Below are 24,700 nucleotides of genomic sequence, written 5' to 3' on the forward strand. Positions count from 1 at the left end.
CAGGGGAACATCATGCGGCATCTTTCGGCATCCATGCAGGTCACGCTTTTGAGTCTGGCGGTCAGTGCCCCGGTGTTCGCGCAGAGTGGCGAGCGCAGGGGAGCCGGCGGCGGTCAGATCCAGGAACTGGGGCCAATGGTGGTGACGGCCACGCGTTCGGCCAAGAGCATTGCCGAGATCGCCGGCACGGTTTATGGCATCGAGCGTGAGCAAATCGCCGAGCAGGCGTCGGCTGGCCGTTCCACTGCCGATATCCTCGGCCAGTTGGTGCCGTCGTTGGCACCGAGCAGCGGCACCACCAGCAACTACGGCATGACCATGCGTGGGCGTACCGTACAGGTGATGATCGACGGTGTACCGCTGACCGGCTCCCGTGACGGTTCGCGCCAGCTCAATAGCATCAGCCCGGCGATGATCGAGCGCATCGAAGTGATCTCCGGTGCCACCAGCATCTACGGCGCGGGCGCCACTGGCGGCCTGATCAACATCATCACCCGCAACGCCGACGACGAAACCAGCGACTTCAGCAGCCGTATCGGCCTGCGCACCCCGGGTCGCGCCGCCCGTGACGCCATGGCCTACGAGGCTTCGCAGACCGCCGCCTTCCACCAGGGCGCGGTTAGCGGCTTCGCCGGCTTGAGCTACACCAAGCAGGGCGAGATCCGCGATGCCGATGGCGAGCGCGTCGGCCCGGAAATCGCTCAGACCGACCGCCAGGACACCACCAGCTTCGACTTCAACGGGCGCCTGACCTGGCACCTCGATGACGACCAGCAACTGAGCGGCGGCGTGCGCTATTACGACGATGAACAGGACAGCGACTACGGCCCGGACTACGGCCCCAATCTATCTGCCTTGCTGGTGCCCAACTATCAGCCCAGCCATGAAGCGGTGGACGGCCTGCAGCTCGACGACCAGCCACGCACCCGCCATTACGGCGCCAACCTGCAGTACCTCAACCGCGACCTGTTTGGCGGCCAGCAACTGACGGCCGAGGTCTACTACCGCAAGGAGAAGTCGCGCTGGTTCCCCTTTGCCAGTCGTGCAGCGAATGCCGCGTTGCCCGGTGGGGTTGCCAACGTGGTGCTGCAATCGAGCACCGATATCGACGTGTGGGGCCTGCGCACCGCGTTGCAGAAGGGCTTCACCTTGGGCGGACGCGACCTGCAATTGACCTACGGCCTCGATCACGAGCGTGAGCAGGACCGTCAGGACGGTCAGTTCTACGACTTCAACCGCTTCTTCGCCAGCAATGGCCTGAATTACCGGGACACCTATCGCTCGTCCATGGGCCCAGATGTCGAGGTGAGCAAGACCGGCCTTTTCCTGCAGGGCGACTACCAACTGACCGAGCGCCTGAGCCTGCAGGCCGGGGTGCGCCGCGAAACCATCCGCAACGAGGTGGACGATTCCATACCCTACGGCGAGGCGGTCACCGCTGCCAGCGTGGCTGGCTACCAGGCTCGTACCCTCGAGGGTGGCAACGTGCGCCACAGCGAAACCCTGTTCAACCTCGGCGCCGTGTATGCGCTGACCGATGCCCAGCAGTTGTTCGCCAACTTCTCCCAGGGCTTCAGCCTGCCCGACACCCAGCGCATGCTGCGTGACGTGCCGGCCAACTTCGTGATCGATAGCAGCAGCATCGACTCGATCAAGGTGAACAACTACGAGCTGGGCTGGCGCATCGGCGAAGCCGGCGGCGTGAATGCCGGGGTGACCGCGTTCTACAACACCTCCGACAAGGTGGTGCAGTTCAACCGCGATTTCAGCGTATCGGTAGCCGACACTGACGAACGCGTGTGGGGCGCCGAGGGCAACCTGCAGGTGCCCGTCACCGAGCGCTGGATCCTGGGCGGCACCCTGGCCTACACCCGTGGCCAGTACAAGGACGCTGCCGGCGACTGGCGTGAACTGAACGCCTTCCGCGTCTCGCCGCTCAAGGCCACCCTCTACAGTGACTGGCGCTTCGCCGACGGCTACGGCGTACGTCTGCAGACGCTTACCGTGGGGGGCAGCGACCGCGCCTACGACGATGCCCAGGCCGCCGCGATCAGCCCGACCATTCGCGCCACGCCGGCGACGAAGATCCAGGGCTACACCGTGGTCGACCTGATCGCCCACGCGCCCTGGCTTGGCGGCGAGGTCGGCTTCGGCGTCTACAACCTGGCCGATCGCGATTACAAGACCGTCTACGGCCAGCAGGCGGCAGCCACTTACGGCGCTATCTCCAGCCTGCCGGCGCAGGGCCGTACCTTCGGCCTCAGCTACTCGGTGGCGTACTGATCGTTCAGGGCTGGTAGTCCAGCGAGCGCTTCGACGACTCCGGTAGCGATAGGCCGCCTGCCAGAGCCAGCAGGGCGATGGCGATCAGGTAGAAAGCCGGCGACATGCGGTTGCCGGTCACCTCGATCAGCCAGGTAGCGACCAACGGTGCCGTACCGCCGAATATCGTGTAGGCCAGGTTGTAGGTGAACGCCGACGCGGTGTAGCGCACGCGGGTGGGGAACTGCTCGGAGAGCAATACGGCGGTCACCACGCCGCAGATCACCGCGCCGACGGCCAGCAGCATGGCGCCGATGGCCGAAGCCAGCAGGGTGCCGGATGCGGCCAGGGTGAAGGCCGGATAGACCGCGACGATCAACGCCACCCCGGCGGTGAGGATGGTGCGGCGACGGCCGACGCGATCCGAATAGCGACCCACGAAGGGACACAGCAGCGCGGCGAATAGCAGCGCCATCAGGCTGGCGAGCAGAGCCGTTGGCCGCGCTGCGCCGCCGACCACCTGCATGTAAGTGGTCAGGTAGGTGGTGAACATGTAGAACGACAGCGCCGTGGCGGAGATGAACGCCGACAGGCACAGCACGGTGGCGCCGTGCTCACGCAAGGTTTCGCGCAGTGGCGAGTGCTCCGGGTGCGCTTGCGCGGCGAGGGCCTGGAAGGCGGGCGATTCGTCCAGACGCAGGCGCATGTACAAACCGACCAGGCCCAGTGGTGCGGCGATCAGAAAGGGCACACGCCAGCCCCAGGCCTGCATCTGCGTTTCGTCCAGCCACAGGCCCAGGCCGAACACCAGGCCCGCCGCACAGGCGAAGGCCGCGAAGGTGGAGACGGGTACGAAGCTGCCATAACGGGCCTTCTGTTCGGTCGGCGCGTGCTCCATGACGAAGGCACAGGCGCCCGCGTATTCGCCGCCCGCAGAGAAGCCCTGCAGGCAGCGCGCCAGGGCCAGCAGCAGCGGCGCGACCAGGCCGATGCTGGCATAGGTGGGCAGCAGGCCGATCAGGGTGGTGGCACCGGCCATCAGCAGCACGGTGATCGACAGCACGCGCTTGCGGCCGATGCGGTCACCCAGAATGCCGAACACGATGCCGCCCAGCGGGCGCAGCGCGAAGGACACGGCGAACACCGCGAAGGTCTGTAGCAGCGCCAGGGCCGGGTCGCCCTGTGGAAAGAACAGCGCGGCGATGGTCACGGCCAGGAAACCGTATACCGCGAAGTCGAACCACTCGACGAAGTTGCCGATGGCCGAGGCGGCGATCACTTTGCGCAGAACGCCAAGATCGACGTGCGTCGCCGGTTGTGGATAAGTGGTCACGCTCATGGCTGCCTCCGCGCAGTTGCTCCAACGTGCGAACGCGCCTGGCCCGGGCCTTTGCGTCCATCTGTGGATAACTTACGTGGCTCGGTGACTATGGCGGGATTCGAGTGCGACCTGGGGGTAGTCGTGAGCGACAGGGTTTTCGCGCAAGCGCCTTGAGGCGGTCAAATCATTGCGCTCCCGGCGCGATCGCTGGTGGATAAGCTTCGCGTTATCCACCCTACGGGTTGCATCCGAAGCGCAAACCGTAGCCTGGGTTGAGCGAAGCGATACCCGGGAGAGGCGCTGCTCTACAACGCTACCGATCCGGATACAAAAAAGCCGACCCTGAGGTCGGCTTTCTCTTTACAGCGCAGAGCTGGCCGGCGCCGTAGCGCCGAGCCGTTTCTTACAGCGCGTCGCGGCTGCTGGCGCCATCCACCAGACGGGCTATGCCCAGCGGGTTGGCGTTCTTCAGTGCGTCGGGCAGCAGCGCGTCCGGGCAGTTCTGATAGCAGACCGGGCGCAGGAAGCGATCGATGGCCAGGGTGCCGACCGACGTACCGCGAGCGTCGGAAGTCGCCGGGTACGGGCCGCCGTGAACCATGGAATCACAGACTTCCACGCCAGTCGGGTAACCGTTGAACAGCACGCGACCGACTTTCTGCTCGAGCAGCGCGAACAGCTCTTCGCTACCAGCCAGATCACCTGGCTCGGTGAGCAGGGTAGCGGTCAGCTGACCGTGCAGACCATTGATGGCCGCCAGCAGCTCGGTCTTGTCAGCCACTTCGACGACGATGGTGGTCGGGCCGAAGACTTCTTCCTGCAGCAGTTCGTCGCCGTTCAGCAGCAGGCTGACGTCGGCTTTGAACAGTTGCGGACGAGCCTGGTTACCTTCCTGCTTGGCGCCGGTCAGGTGCGTGATGCCGGAGTGCGCGTTGAGCGCTTCCAGGCCTTTCACGTAGCTCTTCAGGGTGCCGGCGTTGAGCATGGTTTGCGGCTGCTGCTCGGCCATCTTGGCGGTGAAGCTTTCCAGGAAGGCGCTGAACTCAGGCGAACGAACACCGATCACCAGGCCTGGGTTGGTGCAGAACTGACCGCAGCCCATGACCACCGAACCTGCCAGCTCGCCAGCGATCTTCTCGCCACGGGCCTTGATGGCTTCCGGCAGCAGGATAACCGGGTTGATGCTGCTCATCTCGGCGAACACCGGGATTGGTTGCGGGCGTGCTGCAGCCATGTCGCACAGAGCGCGACCGCCTTTCAGCGAACCGGTGAAGCCGACAGCCAGGATGGCCGGGTGCTTGACCAGGGTCTCGCCCACGCCACTGCCGTAGATCATGTTGAACACACCCTTCGGCGCGCCGGTTTTCTCGGCTGCGCGCAGGATGGCTTCGCCGACGAATGCAGCAGTCGCCATGTGGCCGCTGTGGGCCTTGAACACGACAGGGCAACCAGCGGCCAGCGCGGAAGCGGTGTCACCGCCAGCGGTGGAGAAGGCCAGCGGGAAGTTGCTGGCGCCGAACACGGCAACCGGGCCGAGGCCGATACGGTACTGACGCAGATCCGGGCGTGGCAGCGGCTGGCGATCTGGCAGAGCACGGTCGATGCGCGCGCCAAAGAAGTCGCCGCGACGCAGCACTTTGGCGAACAGGCGCATCTGGCCGCTGGTACGGCCACGCTCGCCCTGGATACGGGCGGTAGGCAGTGCGGTTTCACGGGTAACGGTGGCGACGAAGTCGTCACCCAGGGCGTCCAGCTCGTCAGCGATGGCGTCGAGGAAGTCGGCGCGCTTGGCGGCAGACAGGCTGCGGTAAGCGGGGTAGGCGGTAGCGGCGGCTTTGGCAGCAGCATCGACTTCTTCAGGAGTAGCCTGGATGAAGTCGTAGGAAAGGGCTTCGCCAGTGGTGGCGTCGTGACTCTTGTGAACTACGGAGCCGGCTGCGCTGTACGCGCCGCCGATGATGTTGTGGCCGATGGTAGCGGGCATTGTTAGCTCCTGTTGGTGACGTATGAACACGTACGGAAAGGCTTTGATTGTACGATGTCTGATAAGTTGCGCAAGTCTGCGTTGACCCGGCCCGCGTCGCGGGCCGGGCCAGAGCCTCAGAACAGCTGCTTCGGCAGCCAGGTGGCGATACCGGGCATGGCCAGGATCAGTAAAAACAGCAGCAGCTGGATGGCGATGAAGGGCAGCACGCCGCGGTACATAACGCCATAACCGTAACCCGGCGGGGCGATGGACTTGAGGTAGAACACCGAAGGCGCCAGAGGCGGTGTCAGGTAGCAGGTCTGCACCACCACCATGAACATCACCGCGAACCACACCGGGTCGATACCGGCGGCCTTCACCAGCGGTGTAAAGATCGGCACGAAGATCAGCACCAGAGAAATCCAGTCCAGCACCATACCGGCGAAGAACACCATCAGCATCAGGATGAGGATCAGGACGTAGGGACTGAAATTCATCTCCTCCATGAAGTCGCCGATCAACCAGCCACCGCCGCTGGCGGCGAAGATGGCGGTGAACATGATTCCGCCGGCGACGATCAGCATGATCATTGAGGTGATCTTGATGGTACTGATCAGCGCCTCGATCAGCCGCGAGAGGGTCAGCTCGCGGAACCAGATGGCCAGCATGGCAGCACCAAAGGCACCCACGGCGGCCGACTCGGTGGGCGAGGCGATACCGGCGAGCATCGAACCGAGCACGGCAGCGATCAGCAACAGCGGCGGGATCAGCGCGCTGATGGTGATCTTCAGCTTCTCGCCCAGTGGCGTGGCCTTCATCTCAGGCACCGCCGGCGCCAGTGAGGGCTTCAGCCAGCAGACGATGATGATGTAGAGCAGGAACAGGCCCAGCATCAACAGCCCTGGGAACAGCGTGGCGGCGAACAATTGGCCGATCGATAGCTGCGCCATCGAGGCATACACGACGACGATCACCGACGGCGGGATGATCGCCCCCAGCGAGCCGCCGCCGCAGATGGTGCCGGAGATCAGCGCGCGGTCGTACTTGTATTTGGACATGGCCGGAATAGCCATCATGCCCACCACGATCTCCACCGCGCCGACCACGCCGGAGCTGGCAGCGAAGATGCCGCACATCAGCATCGAGGAAATCGCCAGGCCGCCGGAGAAGCCGCCGAGCCATAGCTGCAGCGCATTGAACAGGCGCTGTGCCAGGCCGGTACGTTCGAGGATCGCGCCCATCAGCACGAACAGTGGGATCGCCGACAGGGCGAAGTTGGTCGATGCCTGCAGCAGCGAGCCGTACATTTGCTGAAGGATGTTGTCGCCGAACAGGAACATGCCGAACAGGAACGACACGCTGATCAGCGAGAAGGACACCGGAATGCCGAGGAAGATGAACAGGAACAGCAGGGCGAACATCAGTACAGGTATGTATTCCATCATCGGTCAGTGTTCCTTGGTGCCGGGCTGCTTGCGATTGCCGATGAACAGCACGGCATCGACGATGAGCTGATAGGTCAGGCCGGCGAGGCCAACCGCCAATGCCAGGTAGAACGGCCACATGACGGGCGCCCAGGGGCTGACGTGCTCGACCTCGCCAGAGACGAAGGCGTGCCAGGCGCGCCGGCTGGCGACGAAGGTCAGGCCACCGATGGTGGGTACCAGCACCAGCAGGTAGAAGGCCGCATTGAGCCAGCGCTGGGCGGCGGGCTTGAGCCGCGAGGAAAGGAAGTCGACACGGACATGGGTTTCTTCCTTCAGCGCGTAGGCGCAGCCGAGCAGAAAGATGCAGCCATTGAGCATGTAGGAAATATCGAAGGCCCAGAGCGTCGGGCTATTGAGGGCATAGCGGGCGAAGACCTCGTAGATCATCACCAGCACCATGATCAACGCCATGCTCGAGGCCACGGCGAGCAGAATCTGCGCCGGCCAGTTGTACCATTTGGTGTTCATAACGCCTCCTGTGACCGGCCACCTGGGTGGCCGGTCTTGTCTCGTCAGGGCGCGTCTAAAAACCTGGAGCAGGCAGAACACGGCGAAAACAGGCGAAAAAGCAGATCTACTGGCTGTAAATCAGCATTTTCAGCGTGCTGTTAACGCAGTCATGCCCAAGCAGGTGGTTTTTAGAGGTGCCAGTCGTGCGGCTTAGTGTCTGTAGAGATAGGAGGAGTTTTCCGACCAGCGCTGCAGGTAGTCGCTGTAGTCCTTGAAGATGGCCTTGGCGTCGATGTCGTCGGCCTTGCGTGCTTCCAGCTTGTCGGCGATCAGCTTGTTACCGCGCTGAGCCAGGTCGTCGGTGATGCTCTTGTCCAGCTCGATGATCTCGATGCCGGCCTTGCGGTAGGTCTGCATGGCCTTCATGTCGCTGTCGAGGAAGTGGAAGTAGCTTTGCATCGTGGTCAGCTTGGCGGCCTCTTCCAGCTTGGCGCGGGTCTTCTCGTCGATGGCGTTCCAGTTCTCCTCGGTCATGAAGAACTCCCAGACGAACGACGGCTGATGCACGCCGGGGGTGAGCAGGTAAGGCGCCACTTCATGGAAGCCTTCGGTCAGGTTGGCACCTGGCGTCGCCCACTCGACGGCATCCACGCCCTTGCGTTGCAGCAGGGTGTAGATCTCGCCCGGCGGTACTACGGTGGGTGATGCGCCGACCTGCTGAATCACTTCGGCCCAGGCCCCGGCCGTGCGGAATTTCAGGCCCTTGAAGTCTTCGAGTTTTTCGATCTTCTTGTTGGAGTGGGCCAGCACTTCAGTGCTGCCGACGCCGACGACCAGGCTGTGCAGGCCCATGTTCTTGCGGCGGAACTCCTGCAGGTACTTGAGGCCGTTGCCTTCATACAGCCAGGCCAGGGTTTCTTCACCGGACATGCCGCCCGGGTAGCCGGCGAACACGTTGTTCAGCGGGTCCTGATTGACCAGATAGGTAGGCGTGGAGTGGCCAGCCTTGAGCACGCCGTTCTGTACCGATTCGTAGACCTGGAACGGCGGCACGATGACGCCAGCGCCGATCGGACGAATCTTCACCTCGCCATCGGTGAGCAGGGCGGCGTTGCTGGCGAAGCGTTTGAGGAAGTTGTCGAAGAAGAAACTGCCTTCCGGCACTGAAGTCGGCACCGAATAGGTGTAGCTGGCCGCCTGGGTGGTGGCGCAGCAAAGCGCCAGGCCGAGAGCGGCAAAAAGCTGAGTGGTCTTGTTGATCATCCTGTTCCCCTTGGTCTTTATGTGTTTGCCAGGTGCGCGGCGTGCGCATCTATCAGGCAAGGCAGATGAGGCCAAAGAAGCGGGAGGGGTGGCCTCCCGCATCCATGCAGCTGTAGCGGTTGTTACAGGCCGACATCCGGCAGGTGCGGACGGTTGGCCAGCGCGTTGGCCGTGATGGCTTGGCGTGGGCACGGTCTTCGCCGTGTAGTGACAAACGGGTCAGCTCAGCGCTGCGGCCGCAATGGCTTCGCACAGCGTGATGCATTGCACCCGCTCGGCCGGATGCGCTGGAGGCACCCGGCCGACGTACAGCGATCAGGCGGCGTTGTTTTCGGCCGACCAGTTGGCGTACCACTGGCGGAACAGCGTGTACTGCGTCTCGGCGTAGTTACGCTGGGCGTCGCTGAGGGCATCGGTTTCGTAGAAGTGCAGGGCGTATTCCTGGTCGCCATTGAGCACCATCAGGTGCTTGTAGTAGAGAACCAGGTCGGTGCCTTCGTCGAAGGACGACAGCACGTTCAGCGCCTCGGACAGCTCCAGGGCGCGGCGGCGGGCAACGGCGTCGCCCTTGGCGGCCTTCTTGCTCAGTTCGACCAGTTGCAGCACTTCGCGCGGCAGGGCATTGCCGATACCGGTGATGGCGCCAGTCGCGCCGCAATTGACGAAGCCGTGCACCACCTGAGTATCGACGCCAGCCATGAGAATCACGTCTTCATCCTGCGAGGTGATGTGCTCGGCGGCGTAGCGCATGTCGGCGGCACCGCCGAATTCCTTGAAGCCGATCAGGTTGGCGTACTTGCGGCGCAGCTTGAAGAACAGTTCGGCGCGGGTCGCGAAGCCGTAGTACGGGCTGTTGTAGATCACTGCCGGAAGCTCTGGCGCTGCTTCGAGAATGGCGGCGAAGTGCGCTTCCTGGGCGGCTGGCGAAGCGCCACGGGACAAGACGCGCGGGATGACCATCAGACCGTGGGCGCCAACTTTGGCGGCGTGGGCAGCATGGGAAACAGCTTCGCGGCTGTTCACCGCACCGGTGCCGACGATGGTCGGGATGCCGGCAGCGACCAGGCGTGCCACCCCTTCCTGGCGTTGGGCTTCGGTGAGCAACGGCCAGTCGCCCATGGAACCGCAGTAGACCACCGCGCTCATGCCGGCCTCGATCAGTTCTTTGCCCTTGCGCACCAGCGCGTCGAAATCCGGCTTGCGGTCGGCGGTGCACGGGGTCATAAGCGCGGGAATGGTGCCGGTGAAGATGTTGCTGTTCATGGTGTTGCCTCCTGGACAGAGTAAAAGTATTTCGTATACGAAAGCAAAAAGCCGTATCGGGCCGTCTGTTTTCCGTTGTTGGGCTTAACACCCGGTTCATAGCGCCGGCGAACCGGCGGACTTCAAACTTTCAGGCCGTAAGGTGGATGACGCCTCACCTACGTGGCTCGACCCATCCACCGCTCTGCAATCGTTACGGTGGATGAAAAAAGCGTCGGCTACGCGCCCCGATCCACCCTATGTATGGCCGCTCCTGCTTTGCAGCCTCTCAATCGACGTGCTTTTTGCTAGTCGACGAGATCATGAAGTACCTATTAAAGCTTCAGCTCCACCGGCCATGTATCCGACAGGCGATAGCCCGTTGGCCAGGGATCGCTCGGGTCGAGCAGGTGCTGGTGAGTGCCGGTGATCCACGCGCGGCCGGATAGGCAGGGGTAGATCGCCGGGCGACCTGCCACGTCGGTCAGCGAGTCGATGCGGCAGTGGAATTCGGAACCGATGATCGAGCGGCCGATGAAGCGTTCGCCCACCGCCAGCTGACCTTTGGCGTGCAGCACTGCCATGCGCGCCGAGCAGCCGGTGCCGCAGGGCGAGCGGTCGATCTTGCCGGGACGGATGACCACCGCATTGGCGCCCGTGGCGATGCCGTTCTCGTGAATCACCGGGGCAGCAATCTGGCAAAAGGAGATATGGCTCCAGTCCGGGTTCAGCGGGTGCTGGAAACCGAGCTGCTCGTTGGCGGCTTTGGTGATGCGCAGGCCCACGGCGACCAGATCGGCTGCCTCATCGGCCTGGATGGCGAAACCCAGGTGACGCGCATCGGCGATTACGAAGCTGTCACCGCCGTAGGCGGTATCGACCTGCAGCGACCCCAGGCCTTCGACCTCGATCCAGGCGTCGAGCTTGTCGGCGAACGACGGTACGTTCTTCACCTCGACCCGCTCGGCCTTGCCGTCGCGACAGTCGGCGATCACTTCCACCAGGCCGCCGGGGGCCTCCAGCGTCAGGCGCGTCTGCGGTTCGGTCATCGGCAGGATGCCGCTGTCGAGCAGCACGGTGGCTACGCACAGCGAGTTGGAGCCGGACATCGGCGGCACATCGGCCGGCTCCATGATGATCCAGCCCATCTGCGCCTTGGGGTTCTTCGCCGGCACCAGCAGGTTGACGTGACGGAACACGCCGCCGCGCGGTTCGTTGAGCACGAAGTTACGCAGGAAGTCGTCCTGTTCTATCCAGCGTGACTGCTGCCACAGGGTATCGCCAGGTGGTGGCGGGACGCCGCCGACGATGACGTCGCCGACCTCACCTTCGGCGTGGCAGCTGACCACATGAATGACTTTGCTGGAGCGCACGGGGCAGTCCTCTTAATGAACCGACTTGAGGAAGTCGGCGGTTTCCGGTCGCTGTGGATTACCGAGCACCTGCTCGGGCGCGCCGATCTCGTGCACCAGGCCGTTGCGGAAGAACGCCACACGGTCGGACACGTCACGGGCGAAGCGAATCTCGTGAGTTACCAGCACCATGGTCATGCCGTCTTCGGCGAGCATGCGCATGGTGTCGAGCACTTCGCCGACCAGCTGCGGGTCGAGGGCGCTGGTGGCCTCGTCGAACAGCATGTAATCGGGGCTCATGGCCAGGGCGCGGGCGATCGCCATGCGCTGCTGCTGGCCGCCGGACAGCTTGCCGGGAAACACCTTGAGCTTGTCGGCCAGGCCCACGTGGGTCAGTTGCTGCACGGCGATGGCCTCGGCTTCCTGCTTGCTCAGGCCGAGCACCTTGCGCGGCGCCAGCATGACGTTTTCCAGCACCGTCAGGTGCGGGAAGGCGTTCCACTGCTGGAACACGATGCCGATCTTCTGCCGCAGCTTGTTGATGTCGGTGCCCGGTGCATGCACTTCGGTGCCGTCAACGCGAATGCTGCCGCTCTTGATCGACTCCAGGCCGTTGATGCACATCAGCAGGGTCGATTTGCCGGAGCCGGAGCCGCCGATGATCGACACCACTTCACCCTTGTTCACGGTCAGGCTGACGCCCTTGATCACTTCGAGCTCGCCGAAGGATTTGTATACGTTGTCGATCTCAATCATTTTCCTGCCACCTTCTTTCCAGACGGGCGCCAAGGCGGGCGACCACCAGGCTCATGACGTAGTAGATGAGGCCGGCGATGCACAGCACCAGCAGCGGCTCTTGAATGCGTGTGACGATGGTTTGCGAGGCGCGCAGCAGCTCGACGATGCCGATCCACATGACCAGCGCGGTGTCCTTCATCACGCTGAGCACCAGGTTCAGCCAGCCAGGGAAGGCTACCCGCGTGGCCATCGGCAGGACGATGTAGCGCAGGTCCTGCAGATAACTCAGGCCCAGGGAGCGGCTGGCGCGGCGTAGCGTAAACGGCACCGACAGCACACCGGCTCGCACGATCTCGGTGAAGTAGGCGGCGGCGTAGATGCCCAGCACGATGCAGCCCACCGCGAAGGCGCTGATATCAATGCCGGCGATGCTCTTGAACGAGTTGAACAGCACGAACTGGATGAGCAGTGGCACGCTGCGAAACACGTCGAGTACCCAGGCCAGCGGCAGGGTGGCGCGGGGCAGCAGGGCACGCAGCAGGCCGAACAGCAGGCCGGCGAAGGAGCCCAGCAGGATGGCCCAGAAGGTCAGCTGCAGGGTGACCCAGGCACCGTCGAGCAGGTAGAGGAAATCGTTCCAGGTGAAGCTGGTATCGAACATGTGGGTGCTTCCTCAGTAACGGAACAGGCGCCAGGCCAGCAGCCGGGCAACCGCTACGATCGCCTTGGCGATCAGGTAATACAGCACCGCCGCGATGGCGAAGAACTCGAAGGTGCGGAAGGTCTTGACGTTGTAGTCCTGGGTGACGCCGGTGAGGTCGTTGTTGAGGCCGACGATCACCCCCAGCGAGGTCATCAATACGGCCCAGACCATCTGGTTGGTCAGCGGGTAGAAGACGATGCGCAGCAGCTGCGGCACGACGATCATCCGGTAGGCCTGAAAGGCGCTCATGCCCAGCGAGCGCGCGGCACGCACCTGGGTGTCGGGCACGGCCTTGAGGCCACCGCGGAAGTTCTCCGCCAGGTAACCGGCGTTGTTGAAGGTGATGCCGGCCAGCAGCGCGACCCAGGAGCTGACGTGCCAGCCCATCGAGCCCAGACCGAAGTACAGGATGTAGATCTGGAACAGCGACGGCGTGTTGCGCGCGATGGATACCCAGCCATTGGCGAAGCCACGGGCCACGGGGTTCTTCAGCTCGCGCATCACCGTCAGGGCGAGGGCGATGAGTACGCCGAAGATCATCGACAGGGCGGCCGTCTCGAAGGTCACCCAGGCGCCGGCGAGCATGTCGGGCAGAGCCTTGAATGCCTGGCGCCAATGGAAGGTGTAGTCAAACATGCGTGGGGTTCTCCACAGGGGAAGCCGGTTGCAGCCAGCGCGGCAGACGGCCGCTGGCCTGGCCCGAACAGGCGGCGTCGACGCACTCGGCCAGACTGGCGAAGTGCACCGAACGGCCGACCAGCCCTGGCGCGTAATGGGCGTATTTGCCCGAATTGGTCATCAGGGTGCGGCAAGTGGTCGGCACCACCGGCTCGCCGAGCATGCACCAGCAGGTGTCGGTCACCAGCGTCGCACCGAAGGCTTCCAGCACGGTGAGGTAACCGGCCGCGCGGGCCTGCTCGTGAATCGCCCGGCCACAGGTGATCACCAGGCTTACCTGAGTGTGCTTGCTGCGGCCCGCGCACAGTTCGGCGAGGCGGGCGAATTCACTGAGCGAGAAATGCGGATTGCCGAGCGCGATCAGCCCTACCTCGGCGTCATCAGCGCTGTTGAGTTCGTCCCAGCTGCGGCGCAGATCGGCGAGGGTGACCTGCTCGGTGGGCGTCGGCTGGCCGCTGTGGATAACGTTCTGCGGGTGCTTGGCTTCCGGGGTCACCCCGGCGATATGGAACAGCGGTGCTGCCGAGCTGGTGGCGAATGCTGCGCCAAAGGCCTTGAGATCGTCCAGGCTCGGCTGGGCCTTCTCCAGGCCGCGTACCAGCGGAATGCCGCTGCCGCAGAGCAGGCCGACGTGATAGCCGAGCAGCGGGTAGAAGGCATCGTCCAGCTCGGCGAGCTCTGGCAGCTGAATCTGCAGGCTGGCCATGCGGTGCTCGTCGAGATGACAGCCGACCTTGGGCGCGCGGCCGGTGAGGGCGATGCAGATATCCAGGTAATCGGGATATTTGAGGGTTCGTGCCCCAAGCACGCTGTTGGCGTAGACCACCGCGTTGGACTCGGCCCAGACGATCTGCTCGCCCTCGGCCGGCGCGCTGTCCAGCAGGTAGGGCGCACAGGTGAAACTGAGCTGGGCGCCCATGGCCATGTAGGCATCGCCGAGTGCACTGGCCGGTTCGCCGAATGCGGCATCGATGCCCAGTGCACGCCAGCGGCGCTGATCCACGGAAATCGAGTTGAGGGTGGTGGGAACCCTTACTTTGGCTCCCCAGGCCACCAGTTGCTCCGCGAAGCGCAGGCTGGCCGGGCCGGTGTAGATGCAGCCGTCGATATGCGCCTGGGTGACATCCAGCAGTTCGCTGGCGCTCTGCAGGTCTGCCATGCGCAGCACCAGCTGCATGGCGACCTGTGCCGCCTTGCCCTGGCTACCGTCGAGCAGGGCACGGTCGCTTTCGTTCAATTGCAGGGCGCTGGCGAACAGCGGCTGCTGATGTATTGAAGCCACACCTGTCGGCCGGGCATCGGCGGGGCGCTGTGGATAAAGCTGCAGCCGCTCACCGTCGAGGCGGGCGTAAGCCTGGCCACGCAAGCGGGTGAAGGCTTCGTGACCGATGCACAGCACGGCAATGGAACGCTGGAACAGCAGTTCAGCCACCAGCACGCCCAGCGTGAGGATCTCGTCGGCCTCGGCGAGCACCAGGGCGCTAGGCGCGTGGTCGCCGCTGAGCAGCTCCATCATCACGCTGCTGCCGGTGCAGGAGCCGCGGCCGCTGGGGATCGCCAGCACGCGGCCCGCCAGATTCTGGCCACTGAGCGGGTGATGACGGTCGATCACCTCGCCCGTGAACGGGTCGACGCCGCCCCAGAAACTCAGGCCCATCTCGGCGAACAGCAACTCACCCTCGGCACACCCGGCGACCAGGCTGCGGCCCTGAATGGCGCAGGCTGGCAGGTGGGTCGAGGCATGGTCAGCGACTGTTGGCATCGATGGCTCCAGGCGTGAATAAAAAGCCCGGCGCCATGGGGCGCGCGAGCATGAAATCGTGGGTGTTGCTGGTCGGGTGGGTCGGGCCACGCGGGTTAGGCGCTGCGCCTCAACCCACCCTAGGAATGGCCGTTGATCAGTAGTACACACCCGGCACGGTCAGGTTGGCCGGTTTGATTTCGTCGCCGACCCACTTCTTCCACAGCTCGTCGTAACGGCCGCTGCGTACCTGTTGGTTGACGAACAGGTTGAGGTAGTTGATCAGGCCGTACTCGTCACGCTTGGCTGCGAGGGACACGTAGTCGACGACGTAGGGCGCATCACCGACCACTTTCAGGCCTTTGTACTTGCCGGACTTGAGGGTGGCAGCGGCTACGGTGTTGGTGACCACGGTGGCGGCGATGTGGCCCTGAGCGACAGCGAGGATGGTGTCGTTCTGCGACTGGTACGCGCGGAAGCTACCGTCGCCCCAGGCTTTCACGTCCTTCTCGAGAGCGATGGCTTCGTAGGTGCCGCTGGTGTTACCCACGGCCTTGCCCTTGAGGTCTTCGTATTTGCTGATCCCGGTGTCGTCGCGGGTCAGCACGACCATCTGGAAGGCGAAGTAAGGCACGGTCAGGCCTACGGTCTTGGCGCGCTCCAGGGTGTCGGAGGTGGAGGCGACGATCACGTCGGCACGGCCGGAAACCAGCGCAGGGATACGATCCGGGAACGGTGTTTCCACCACTTCGGCATCGACGCCGAGCACTTTCGCCAAGTCGTTGCAGTAGTCGACGTCAAAGCCGATCGGCTGGTTCTTGTCGTCACGCGAGCCCATGGGCGGGAAATCCAGGGTGACTGCGCAGCGCAGCTTGCCGGATTCGATGATCGAGTCGAGTTTGTCGGCGTGTGCGGTGCCAATCAGGGTGGTGCTAAGTACTGCGCTGAGGGCTACGGCAAAAGCGGGGTTTTTCATAGGAGCCTCGAAACTGTGCAGACAATCGTTATAGGAAATTTCGTATACGATATTTCATATGCAACGGCTGTGCCTGTTTCGACGCTTGCGCGTGGAGGCCCTGCGGGGCGCGGGTTGAGCAGAGATCGGAAAGGAATCGACGGTTATCGCCGGCGGCGGGATGTTACAGATGGGAGCAATGTCATCGCGCCAGCGCCCCATTTCGGAACACTAGCAGGTATCACCGGTTATGCGAGTCGCGGAACTGGCTCGGCGTCAGCCCGGTCAGCGCCCGGAACTGGCGGCTGAAGGCGCTGTGATCGGTGTAACCGCAGCGCAGGGCGATTTCGGTGATCGGCAAGTCCTGCAACAGCAGGCGACTGGCCTCGCCAAGGCGCGCCTTGTGGATCATCTGTCGCGGGGTGAGCTGGAAGATGCGCTTGCAGTGGCGCTCGAGTTGCGCCACCGACAGACCGGCCAGCTCGGTGAGCTCGGCCAGGCTGATCGGCCGGGCGAAGTGCTCGCGGATATAAGCGTCCACCGCTGCCAGCTTCGGATAGGCCGGGTGGCTCGATTGCGGCAATTGCACGTCTCGGGAAATCCCGGCCACGCCAATGATCTCCCCGGCCTGATTGCGTAGCGCCAGTTTATGGGTCAGGCACCAGACGGGCTGATTGCCATAATAAAGATGCAGCTCCAGCTGATCGGCGAGATGGTCACCGTCTGTGAGTACCCGTCGATCTTGCGCCGTGTAGGAAGGCCCGAAGCTGTCCGGGAACACCTGCTCGGCGGTCATCCCGAGCAGCTTGGCCTTGCTCTTGAAGCCCAGCCGCTGCGTCAGTGTCTGGTTGACGAGCGCGTAACGCGCTTGCGTGTCCTTGATGAAAAACACCACCTCGGGCATGGCATCGAGCAGCGGCTCGATCTGCCGAAGGCTGGCGATCAGCGCGGGTAAGTCTTGATGTAGAGCGGCTGGCAGCAGAGTTTGCATGGCGGGTGGCGGCTGATCAGAAGGCGCTGAGCCTACCGCGTCGGATTGACGCAGGAAAATGTACCGTTTGGTTAATTTACAGGTGCGACCTGTTCCGTTTCGGTGCACACTGGCGCTCATACCAATTATTACAAACAGTATCGGCGACTATCCTTAGTGTTAGCGGCGTCGATGCTGTGTCTCTGTGTTTGTGAAAAACAGGATAAAACGATGAATGAGGGTAAAGGTGCCCAGCGCGGCACACGTGCACTATTGCTGATCGTCGGCGTATTGATCGCCCTGGTCGGCCTTGTCTTGCTCGGCGGCGGTGCTTATCTGGCCAGCCTCGGCGGCAGTTGGTACTTCCTGATCATGGGCCTGGCCGTACTGGCCAGCGGCGCGCTGATCGCAGCTCGCAAACCCTCGGGCGCCTGGCTGTTCGCCCTGGCGCTGCTCGGTACCGTGATTTGGGCACTGGTCGATGTCGGTCTGGTGTTCTGGCCACTGTTCTCACGCCTGTTCACCTTTGGTGTGATCGCTCTAGTCGTCGCGCTGATCTACCCGACTTTGAAGAAGGCCGCTGGTGATCGCGGTGGGCGTGGCGCCTATGCGCTGGCAGCCCTGCTGGCGGTGGCGCTGATCGCCAGCTTCAGCGGCACCTTCGTGGCCCACCCCACCGTGGCGGCCAGCGGCGACGGCCCGGCCGTGCAGCCGGTCGATCCGACCCAGGCCCAGAAGAACTGGGAGCATTACGGCAATACCGCTGGTGGAAGCCGTTTTGCGGCCCTGGATCAGATCACCCGTGCCAACGTGAAGGACCTGCAGGTCGCCTGGACGTATCACACCGGCGACGTGGCCGAGAGCAACGGCAACGGTGCCGAAGATCAGCTCACTCCGCTGCAGGTGGGTGACAAGGTGTTCATCTGCACCCCACACAACAACATCATCGCCCTCGACGCCGATACCGGCAGCGAGCTGTGGCGCAACGACATCAACGCCCAGGCTTCGGTCTGGCAGCGTTGCCGTGGCCTGGCCTACTTCGACGCCGATGCGCCACTGCAGCAGCCTGATGCTGCGGGTGCCGTCGCGGTGCCGACCGTGGCCATCGCCGAAGGCGCCAACTGCCGTCGTCGTCTGCTGACCAACACCATCGACGCCCGCCTGATCGCGGTAGATGCCGACACCGGCGCACTTTGCGAAGGCTTCGGCGAGAATGGCCAGGTCGGCCTGAAGGCCGGTCTGGGCGCTGCGCCGGATCCGCATTACCAACTCACCTCGCCGCCGCTGTTGGCCGGTACCACCGTCGTGGTGGGTGGGCGTGTGGCCGACAACGTGCAGACCGACATGCCGGGTGGCGTGATCCGTGGTTTCGATGTGGTCACTGGTGCCATGCGCTGGGCGTTCGACCCGGGTAACCCTGAAGATCGTCAGGCTCCGTCCGGTGACCAGACCTATGTGCGCAGCACGCCGAACTCGTGGGCGCCGATGTCCTACGATCCGGCGATGAACACCGTGTTCCTGCCCATGGGCAGCCCGTCCACCGACCTTTACGGTGCCGAGCGCACCGAGCTGAATCACAAGTACGGCGCCTCGATCCTCGCCCTGGACGCCACCACCGGTGCGGAAAAGTGGGTCTACCAGACCGTGCACAACGACCTCTGGGACTTCGACCTGCCGATGCAGCCCAGCCTGATCGATTTCCCCAAAGCCGACGGCAGCAAGGTGCCAGCCGTGGTGATCGGCACCAAGGCCGGTCAGATCTTCGTGCTCGACCGTGCCACCGGCCAACCGCTGACTGAAGTCGCTGATGTAACGGTCAAGGCGGCGGACATCAAGGGCGAGCAGTACGTGCTCAAGCAGCCGCTGTCGGTGGGCATGCCGCAGATCGGTGCGCAGACGCTGACCGAGTCGGACATGTGGGGCGCCACGCCTTTCGACCAGATGCTGTGCCGTATCAACTTCAAGCAGATGCGTTACGAAGGCCTTTACACCGCACCGGGCACCGATGTGTCGCTGAGCTTCCCGGGTTCCCTGGGTGGGATGAACTGGGGTGGCCTGTCCACCGACCCGGTCAACGACTACATCTTCGTCAACGACATGCGTCTTGGCCTGTGGGTGCAGATGACCCCGGCAGAGAATCGTGGCGCGGCCTCGTCGGGTGGTGAAGCCGTCAACACCGGCATGGGTGCTGTACCGCTCAAGGGCACGCCCTATGCGGTCAACAAAAACCGCTTCCTGTCGCTGGCTGGCATTCCATGCCAGGCGCCGCCGTTCGGCACGCTCACCGCTATCGACATGAAAACCCAGAAGATCGCCTGGCAGGTGCCGGTCGGTACCGTCGAAGATACCGATCCGCTGGGTATCAAGATGCGCCTGCCGATGCCGGTCGGCATGCCGACCTTGGGCGGCTCGCTGGCGACCCAGTCCGGCCTGGTGTTCTTCGCCGGTACCCAGGACTACTACCTGCGCGCCTTCGATAGCGGCACCGGCAAGGAAGTCTGGAAACAGCGCCTGCCGGTTGGTAGCCAAGGCACGCCAATGACCTACGTGTCGCCGAAGACCGGCAAGCAGTTCATCGTGGTAACGGCCGGCGGTGCCCGTCAGTCGCCAGATCGCGGTGACTATGTGATCGCCTACGCGCTGCCGTAAGTTCGCCTGTACGGTAATCGAGGCCGCATCGCCCGAAAGGCGATGCGGCCTTTTTCATGCCTGCGATTCGGGTGGCTGAAATTCATGGCTGAGGCACATGAGTTATCCACACCCTGTAGGAGCCCCGCCCTCGGGGCGAAGCGATGATGGCCATCCAACAGAATCTGCAGCGCGCCCGCCATTCGCTGCGAGGTCGCAGCTCCTACAGGATCGCGAGAGGCCGTAACAATCTGTAGGAGCCCCGCCCTCGGGGCGAAGCGATTGTGGCTATCCAAAAGAATCTGCAGCGCGCCTGCCATTCGCCGCGGGGTCGTGAGAGGTAGCAACAATCGGTAGGAGCTCGCTTGCGAGCAATGCGGTGGTGGCCGATCAGTAGATGCACGTTATGGCCGTCAATCGCCGGCAAGGGCTAGGCGCCCCCCGCTCCTACGATAAGGCCCTGAGTTACCCACAAGACGCAGAGATGCGGCCCAGAGGCGATTCTCGGGGTATTTGGATAGGAAAAGGAACTGCCATAGCCATGGGGAGGGAAACAAGGCTGAACGCCAGAAAGCAGAAAGGGGAGCCGAAGCTCCCCTAAATCTTATTCGAATCATCGTTCTTATTAGTGCTACCGGCCTTTTGTTCTTGTTTTAGCCGCGGCCCCCAAAGGGGGCCAAGAGCGAACGGATTTGTTTGGACGCTGATGTTGCCGTGATCCGAAGATCCAACCCGTCTGTCGCTGCCTTACAAAGCAGTTTTATTGTTCTCGACCCGGTTGCGGTACAAGCCCGAGGGCGGTCCTCTCCAAAGAAATCAGTTAGCTGCGTCTCTGCGATTTTGTCTTTCTTATGCTAGAGCCGTTGTTTTGTTCTTGTTATCAGATGTGTCTTGTTATTTTTGTTGTGCGGAACATAGAGCATATCCTGTGCCAATTTTAGAATATCTATATTTTTCAAAGGCTTAGTTATTTATGGTTTTTGCGTAACGGTTTTCAGCTGCTGAAAGCGTTACCGCACTACTCGGTTTGTTACCGTTTGATGGAGCACTGGAACACCTTTTTACAAATGAGATTCATTTCTACGATTGGGCGCTCTGGGCCGCGCTTTCCAGTTGCATCAGGGTTTCGATTCGAGTCGGGCCGAAAGGTGGGCGGGGCGCCGCAGGCTGCCAATCGAACAGGTATTGGGTGGCCGCGCCGCAGATCCGGCCCTGGCAGGCGCCCATTCCGCAGCGGGTCGCCAGCTTCGCTTCGCGCCAGCTACTGTGCGCGGCTACGGCGGCGTAGGGCACGTCCTCGCAGCGGCACAGCAGGGTATCCGGCTCGGCAAGGCGTTTGAGTGCTGGGTCGAGGGCAAATCGCTTGTTCAACTCGTCGGCAAAGCGCTGCCAGCGCGCGCGTCCTTTCCACAAGTGTTGCGCAGCCTCGCGGTTACCGGCTGCGGCATGGCCGGCGATGCTGCCCTCGACCAGGGCCAGCTCGCTGCCGCCGAAGCCGGTGCACTCGCCTGCGGCGTAGATACCGCTCACATCGGTGGCCTGCCAGGCATCCACCTTGATGGCGTTGTTACCCAGCGCACAGCCAAGGGCCTGCCCCAGTTGCACGTTGGCAATCAGGCCGAAACCGCAGGCGAGGCGCTCGCACTCCAGCTCTTCGATCTTGCCGCCGCGCTGCAGGCGTACGCCCTCCAGGCGATCCTTGCCCAGTGCGGCGACGATCCGGGTGCCAGGGCGGTAACCGCCGTCGAACAGGCTGAAGGACTGCAACAGCTTGTGCGGCCAGCGCGGCAGCTGCACGGCGAAGGCGGCGACTGCGCCTACCGATGCCTGCTCGGCGATGCGCAGCACCCTGGCTCCGTTGTGTTTCGCTGTATCCGCGCTGGCCAGCAGCAGTGGGCCGCTGCCGGCGATCACGATGCGTTCATCGGCTACCGGCAGCCCGCCTTTGATCAGCGCCTGCAGGCCACCGGCACCGGTAACACCGGGCAATGTCCAACCGGGAAACGGCAGTAACAACTCGCGCGCACCGGTACACAGGATCAGCTTGCGGTAGGCGATCACCCAGCCGCGCTCGGGATCTTCCACCAGCAGTGCATGGCTGCCGGATCGTGCCACCACGCGAGTGGCGGCGTGACGCTGGATATTGCGGTGTGCATCCACCGCATCGCGCAGGCGGCGGGCTTGTGCGGGGATGCTGGCCTGAGCGCCGTCCCGCCAGATTTGCCCACCGGGCAGCGGGTTATCGTCGAGCAGCACCACCTGCACGCCGTCGTTGGCGGCGGCCAGCGCTGCCGACAGGCCCGCCGGGCCGGCACCGATGATCAGTACTTCCGTCTGTTCGCTCATGGCCGCGTCTCCACGCGCATGCCATCCCGGCAAAGAGTCTGGCAGGCCAGGCGGCGCAGGCCGTCGATGGTCACCCGGCATTCCTGGCAGACGCCCATGCCGCACAGTGGCGCACGGCGCTGGCCGCTGACCGAGGTGCGCGCGCTGCCATCACCGCCCAGCGCCAGGGCTGCGGCGACCGTGGTGCCCGGCGCTACGCTGAGCGGGCGGCCGTCGAGATGCAGGTCAGGCATGGGCGGGGTCTCCAGCTTGGCTCAGGTAACGTCGCGGCGAATATGCCGCCGCAGGGATTGGCTCGGCCTCGTTGAACAGCAGTGCGGCCAGTAGATCGGCAGTACCCGGCGCAGCGGTAACACCCAGCCCTTCGTGGCCGACCGCCAGCCATAGGCCGGGCTGCGCGGGGTGTTCGCCAATCAGCGGCATGCCGTCTGGCGTGGCAGCACGAAAGCCCGCCCAGGCGCGGATGCCATTGAGTTGCGCCAGGCCTGGCGCATAGCTCGCGGCATGCTTGAGCATGCGTGCCAGCAACCAGCCCTCGACTTCAGGATCAAGGGTGTCAAACTGCCTGGAGGTACCGATGAACAGCTGGCCCGTCGGCCGCGGCTGAATGTTGCAGGCCACCGAGGCGCCGCTGGTGTTGTGCACGCTGGTCAGGTAACTCAGCTCGGTGATGGTGTGGGTAACCGGATGCGGGTAGCGATCGGTGATCAACAGGTGGCCTTTCTTCGGCGCGATGGGCAACTCCGGGCACAACTCCACGGCCTGGATGCCGTTGGCGAGCACCACGGCATCGGCGCTCAGCCAGCCGCCGTCTTCGAGGCGTACGCGGTTGCCGTCCAGCTCCATGACCTTGGCGCGGCGTTGTGTGATGCCTGGTACATCGAGCATCCAGCGAGCGGTGTTCGGTGCGTAGAGAATGCCGTCGTCGGGCAGACGCAGGGCGCCGTGCAGGCCATCGCGCAGGATCGGCTCCATCCCCTGCAGGGCGTGTCCGGGACCATCTCGCAGCGAATTCCCTCGGCACGCAGGTTGATGCTCTTGGCTTCCGCCGCCGCCAATTCCTGCTCGTTGGCGGCCAGCCACAGCGTGCCGTTGTTACGGTAGGCACAGTCGTCCGGCAACTGCGGGCCCAGCTCGCGCCAGCGGCGCACCGAGTAGCGGCTGATGTCGAGTTCGGCCTGGTTGTCATCGAGCACCAGCAAGTGCCCCATGCCGGCAGCGGTGGCACCGTGCAGACCGGCATCGATCACCAGCACTTGCTGGCCACGGCGGGCCAGTTCGCGGGCGCAGGCAGCGCCGATGATGCCGGCGCCGATGACGATCACATCAGCGACCCGCGTCGGATTCACGGGCGAATGCCCCAGGCGAACGGGTCGTCCTGTTCGAGCAGCAGGGTCGCCTCGGCGCTGATATTGGCGCGGCCGCGAATGGTCGGAATCACCTTGTCGTCCTGCCATTCGAACGAGCCGTCGAACACGCTGCCGATCACGCTTGCCTGACGCCAGATCTCACCGGGTTGCAGCTTGCCATCGGCGGCCAGGCAGGCCAGCTTGGCGCTGGTACCGGTGCCGCAAGGCGAACGGTCGTAGGCCTTGCCGGGGCACAGCACGAAGTTCCTGCTGTCGGCTCGCAGCGAAGCTGCTGCGCTCGATGATGCTGCGTTGGGAGCTGGCGAAAAATGCTCATTTACAGCCAGTAAACTGCGCTTTTTCGCCAGTTCCCGCCTTGCCTCCTCTTCGCTCGCGACGCTTGGCTGCGAGCCTTCCTGCTGTTCATCTTCTGCAAACAGCTCGATGTGGTCGATCAGGCCGCCGTCCTCGCCACGTACGCCCTGATCCTCGAGCGCTTTCTGTACCGCGTAGGTGTAAGCGGTGAGGGCTTCGACGTTGTCACCGGCGATGCGCTGGCCGTGGTCGGCGATCAGGAAGAACCAGTTGCCGCCCCAGGCGATATCGCCCTGCACCGAGCCGTAGCCTGGCACCTGCAGTTCGACGGCCTGGCGGTAACGGTAGGACGGCACGTTGCGCACGCTGACCGAGCGATCTTCATGCAGGGTCGCCTCCACAGTGCCCACTGGCGTTTCGATCTTGTGCACGCCAGCGCCGATGCGCCCCATATGTGCCAGCGACACCACCAGGCCGATGGTGCCGTGCCCGCACATACCGAGGTAGCCAGTGTTGTTGAAGAAGATCACTCCGGCACAGGCGCTGGGATCGACGGGCTCGCAGAGCAGGGCGCCGACCAGTACGTCGCTACCGCGCGGTTCGAGGATGCAGGCGCTGCGCCAGTTATCATGTTCGCTGGCCAGAAGCTGCTTGCGCTCGGCCATGCTGCCACTGCCCAGGTCTGGGAAACCGCTGACGACCAAGCGGGTCGGCTCGCCGCCGGTATGGGAGTCGATAACCTCGATACGTTTCATGGGAGTTGCGCCTGTATGCCGTTTGGATGGCTACAGGGTGACGTGAGGCGGGCTGTGCGGCTTGAAGGATTTGCACGGGCGTGATGACGAAATCAGCATAGTGCCCAGGGCCGTTGCGTGGTGCTGGCTGATGATCTGGGCGGAGGAGGCAAGGCGGTATCTAAAGCCCACGCAACTTT

General features: G+C 63.6%; 18 protein-coding genes and 1 pseudogene. 2 read left to right on the forward strand and 17 right to left on the reverse strand.

Annotated elements, in window-relative coordinates:
- The first annotated feature begins 12 nt into the window (after positions 1–12).
- Positions 13–2,283, forward strand: coding sequence for a TonB-dependent receptor (locus K5Q02_RS04845; protein ID WP_225836959.1), 2,271 nt, complete (start codon positions 13–15; stop codon positions 2,281–2,283).
- Positions 2,284–2,287: 4 nt separating this feature from the next.
- Here K5Q02_RS04845 and K5Q02_RS04850 read toward each other — a convergent pair whose 3' ends face one another.
- The 13 genes from K5Q02_RS04850 to K5Q02_RS04910 all read right to left on the reverse strand — a co-directional run bounded on the left by K5Q02_RS04850 (position 2,288) and on the right by K5Q02_RS04910 (position 17,149).
- The gene (locus tag K5Q02_RS04850) at positions 2,288–3,601 is read right to left on the reverse strand and encodes an MFS transporter (protein WP_225836960.1); all 1,314 of its coding nucleotides are present in this window, start codon (positions 3,599–3,601) and stop codon (positions 2,288–2,290) included.
- Between the two features lie 385 nt (positions 3,602–3,986).
- On the reverse strand, positions 3,987–5,567 hold the full coding sequence (locus K5Q02_RS04855) for an aldehyde dehydrogenase (NADP(+)) (protein WP_225836962.1): 1,581 nt from the start codon (positions 5,565–5,567) through the stop codon (positions 3,987–3,989).
- 116 nt (positions 5,568–5,683) lie between these two features.
- The gene (locus K5Q02_RS04860; protein ID WP_225836964.1) at positions 5,684–6,994 is read right to left on the reverse strand and encodes a TRAP transporter large permease; all 1,311 of its coding nucleotides are present in this window, start codon (positions 6,992–6,994) and stop codon (positions 5,684–5,686) included.
- Between the two features lie 3 nt (positions 6,995–6,997).
- Positions 6,998–7,504, reverse strand: coding sequence for a TRAP transporter small permease subunit (locus tag K5Q02_RS04865; protein WP_225836966.1), 507 nt, complete (start codon positions 7,502–7,504; stop codon positions 6,998–7,000).
- A gap of 192 nt (positions 7,505–7,696) precedes the next feature.
- Positions 7,697–8,749 carry a TRAP transporter substrate-binding protein DctP gene (dctP, locus tag K5Q02_RS04870; RefSeq protein WP_225836968.1) on the reverse strand — a complete coding sequence of 351 codons (1,053 nt, stop codon included), beginning with the start codon at positions 8,747–8,749 and terminating at the stop codon, positions 7,697–7,699.
- A 315-nt stretch (positions 8,750–9,064) separates the two neighbouring features.
- Positions 9,065–10,012, reverse strand: a complete 948-nt coding sequence (locus K5Q02_RS04875; protein ID WP_225836970.1) for a dihydrodipicolinate synthase family protein — start codon at positions 10,010–10,012, stop codon at positions 9,065–9,067.
- 314 nt (positions 10,013–10,326) lie between these two features.
- Entirely contained in the window at positions 10,327–11,364 is a 1,038-nt protein-coding gene (locus K5Q02_RS04880; RefSeq protein WP_225836972.1) for a trans-3-hydroxy-L-proline dehydratase, read from the reverse strand.
- Positions 11,365–11,376: 12 nt separating this feature from the next.
- A complete protein-coding gene (locus K5Q02_RS04885) occupies positions 11,377–12,099 on the reverse strand; it encodes an amino acid ABC transporter ATP-binding protein (protein ID WP_111462896.1) in 723 nt (240 codons plus the stop codon).
- The gene (locus tag K5Q02_RS04890; protein WP_225836974.1) at positions 12,092–12,742 is read right to left on the reverse strand and encodes an amino acid ABC transporter permease; all 651 of its coding nucleotides are present in this window, start codon (positions 12,740–12,742) and stop codon (positions 12,092–12,094) included. The genes K5Q02_RS04885 and K5Q02_RS04890 overlap by 8 nt, the downstream gene beginning before the upstream one ends.
- Positions 12,743–12,754: 12 nt before the next feature.
- Positions 12,755–13,420 (reverse strand): amino acid ABC transporter permease, encoded by a 666-nt coding sequence (locus K5Q02_RS04895; protein ID WP_092371750.1) that lies wholly within the window; start codon positions 13,418–13,420, stop codon positions 12,755–12,757.
- Entirely contained in the window at positions 13,413–15,224 is a 1,812-nt protein-coding gene (lhpI, locus tag K5Q02_RS04900; protein WP_225836976.1) for a cis-3-hydroxy-L-proline dehydratase, read from the reverse strand. Before lhpI ends, K5Q02_RS04895 begins: the two co-directional genes overlap by 8 nt.
- Before the next feature lie 136 nt (positions 15,225–15,360).
- Positions 15,361–16,179, reverse strand: coding sequence for an ABC transporter substrate-binding protein (locus K5Q02_RS04905; RefSeq protein WP_225836978.1), 819 nt, complete (start codon positions 16,177–16,179; stop codon positions 15,361–15,363).
- 220 nt (positions 16,180–16,399) lie between these two features.
- Positions 16,400–17,149, reverse strand: coding sequence for an AraC family transcriptional regulator (locus K5Q02_RS04910; protein WP_225836980.1), 750 nt, complete (start codon positions 17,147–17,149; stop codon positions 16,400–16,402).
- A 210-nt stretch (positions 17,150–17,359) separates the two neighbouring features.
- On the opposite strand from K5Q02_RS04910, the gene K5Q02_RS04915 reads away from it, so the two are divergent.
- On the forward strand, positions 17,360–19,777 hold the full coding sequence (locus K5Q02_RS04915) for a glucose/quinate/shikimate family membrane-bound PQQ-dependent dehydrogenase (RefSeq protein WP_225836982.1): 2,418 nt from the start codon (positions 17,360–17,362) through the stop codon (positions 19,775–19,777).
- A 1,059-nt stretch (positions 19,778–20,836) separates the two neighbouring features.
- On the opposite strand, the gene K5Q02_RS04920 is transcribed toward K5Q02_RS04915, so the two are convergent.
- From K5Q02_RS04920 to K5Q02_RS04935, 4 genes and pseudogenes are all read right to left on the reverse strand, one after another.
- Positions 20,837–22,102 carry an NAD(P)/FAD-dependent oxidoreductase gene (locus tag K5Q02_RS04920; RefSeq protein ID WP_225836984.1) on the reverse strand — a complete coding sequence of 422 codons (1,266 nt, stop codon included), beginning with the start codon at positions 22,100–22,102 and terminating at the stop codon, positions 20,837–20,839.
- Positions 22,099–22,335 (reverse strand): (2Fe-2S)-binding protein, encoded by a 237-nt coding sequence (locus K5Q02_RS04925; protein ID WP_225836986.1) that lies wholly within the window; start codon positions 22,333–22,335, stop codon positions 22,099–22,101. Before K5Q02_RS04925 ends, K5Q02_RS04920 begins: the two co-directional genes overlap by 4 nt.
- A pseudogene (locus K5Q02_RS04930) lies at positions 22,328–23,451 on the reverse strand (NAD(P)/FAD-dependent oxidoreductase). Before K5Q02_RS04930 ends, K5Q02_RS04925 begins: the two are co-directional and overlap by 8 nt.
- Positions 23,448–24,521 carry a proline racemase family protein gene (locus tag K5Q02_RS04935; RefSeq protein WP_225836989.1) on the reverse strand — a complete coding sequence of 358 codons (1,074 nt, stop codon included), beginning with the start codon at positions 24,519–24,521 and terminating at the stop codon, positions 23,448–23,450. Before K5Q02_RS04935 ends, K5Q02_RS04930 begins: the two are co-directional and overlap by 4 nt.
- Between the last annotated feature and the right edge of the window lie 179 nt (positions 24,522–24,700).

The sequence above is a fragment of the Pseudomonas sp. MM211 genome (assembly GCF_020386635.1).
In the GTDB taxonomy this organism is placed as follows: domain Bacteria; phylum Pseudomonadota; class Gammaproteobacteria; order Pseudomonadales; family Pseudomonadaceae; genus Aquipseudomonas.

What these genes read in the sequence shown, in the direction of transcription:
- K5Q02_RS04845 (WP_225836959.1), top strand. Translation starts at nt 13, where the DNA reads ATGCGGCATCTTTCGGCATCCATGCAGGTCACGCTTTTGAGTCTGGCG.
- K5Q02_RS04850 (WP_225836960.1), bottom strand. Translation starts at nt 3,601, where the DNA reads ATGAGCGTGACCACTTATCCACAACCGGCGACGCACGTCGATCTTGGC.
- K5Q02_RS04855 (WP_225836962.1), bottom strand. Translation starts at nt 5,567, where the DNA reads ATGCCCGCTACCATCGGCCACAACATCATCGGCGGCGCGTACAGCGCA.
- K5Q02_RS04860 (WP_225836964.1), bottom strand. Translation starts at nt 6,994, where the DNA reads ATGATGGAATACATACCTGTACTGATGTTCGCCCTGCTGTTCCTGTTC.
- K5Q02_RS04865 (WP_225836966.1), bottom strand. Translation starts at nt 7,504, where the DNA reads ATGAACACCAAATGGTACAACTGGCCGGCGCAGATTCTGCTCGCCGTG.
- dctP (WP_225836968.1), bottom strand. Translation starts at nt 8,749, where the DNA reads ATGATCAACAAGACCACTCAGCTTTTTGCCGCTCTCGGCCTGGCGCTT.
- K5Q02_RS04875 (WP_225836970.1), bottom strand. Translation starts at nt 10,012, where the DNA reads ATGAACAGCAACATCTTCACCGGCACCATTCCCGCGCTTATGACCCCG.
- K5Q02_RS04885 (WP_111462896.1), bottom strand. Translation starts at nt 12,099, where the DNA reads ATGATTGAGATCGACAACGTATACAAATCCTTCGGCGAGCTCGAAGTG.
- K5Q02_RS04890 (WP_225836974.1), bottom strand. Translation starts at nt 12,742, where the DNA reads ATGTTCGATACCAGCTTCACCTGGAACGATTTCCTCTACCTGCTCGAC.
- K5Q02_RS04895 (WP_092371750.1), bottom strand. Translation starts at nt 13,420, where the DNA reads ATGTTTGACTACACCTTCCATTGGCGCCAGGCATTCAAGGCTCTGCCC.
- lhpI (WP_225836976.1), bottom strand. Translation starts at nt 15,224, where the DNA reads ATGCCAACAGTCGCTGACCATGCCTCGACCCACCTGCCAGCCTGCGCC.
- K5Q02_RS04905 (WP_225836978.1), bottom strand. Translation starts at nt 16,179, where the DNA reads ATGAAAAACCCCGCTTTTGCCGTAGCCCTCAGCGCAGTACTTAGCACC.
- K5Q02_RS04910 (WP_225836980.1), bottom strand. Translation starts at nt 17,149, where the DNA reads ATGCAAACTCTGCTGCCAGCCGCTCTACATCAAGACTTACCCGCGCTG.
- K5Q02_RS04915 (WP_225836982.1), top strand. Translation starts at nt 17,360, where the DNA reads ATGAATGAGGGTAAAGGTGCCCAGCGCGGCACACGTGCACTATTGCTG.
- K5Q02_RS04920 (WP_225836984.1), bottom strand. Translation starts at nt 22,102, where the DNA reads ATGAGCGAACAGACGGAAGTACTGATCATCGGTGCCGGCCCGGCGGGC.
- K5Q02_RS04925 (WP_225836986.1), bottom strand. Translation starts at nt 22,335, where the DNA reads ATGCCTGACCTGCATCTCGACGGCCGCCCGCTCAGCGTAGCGCCGGGC.
- K5Q02_RS04935 (WP_225836989.1), bottom strand. Translation starts at nt 24,521, where the DNA reads ATGAAACGTATCGAGGTTATCGACTCCCATACCGGCGGCGAGCCGACC.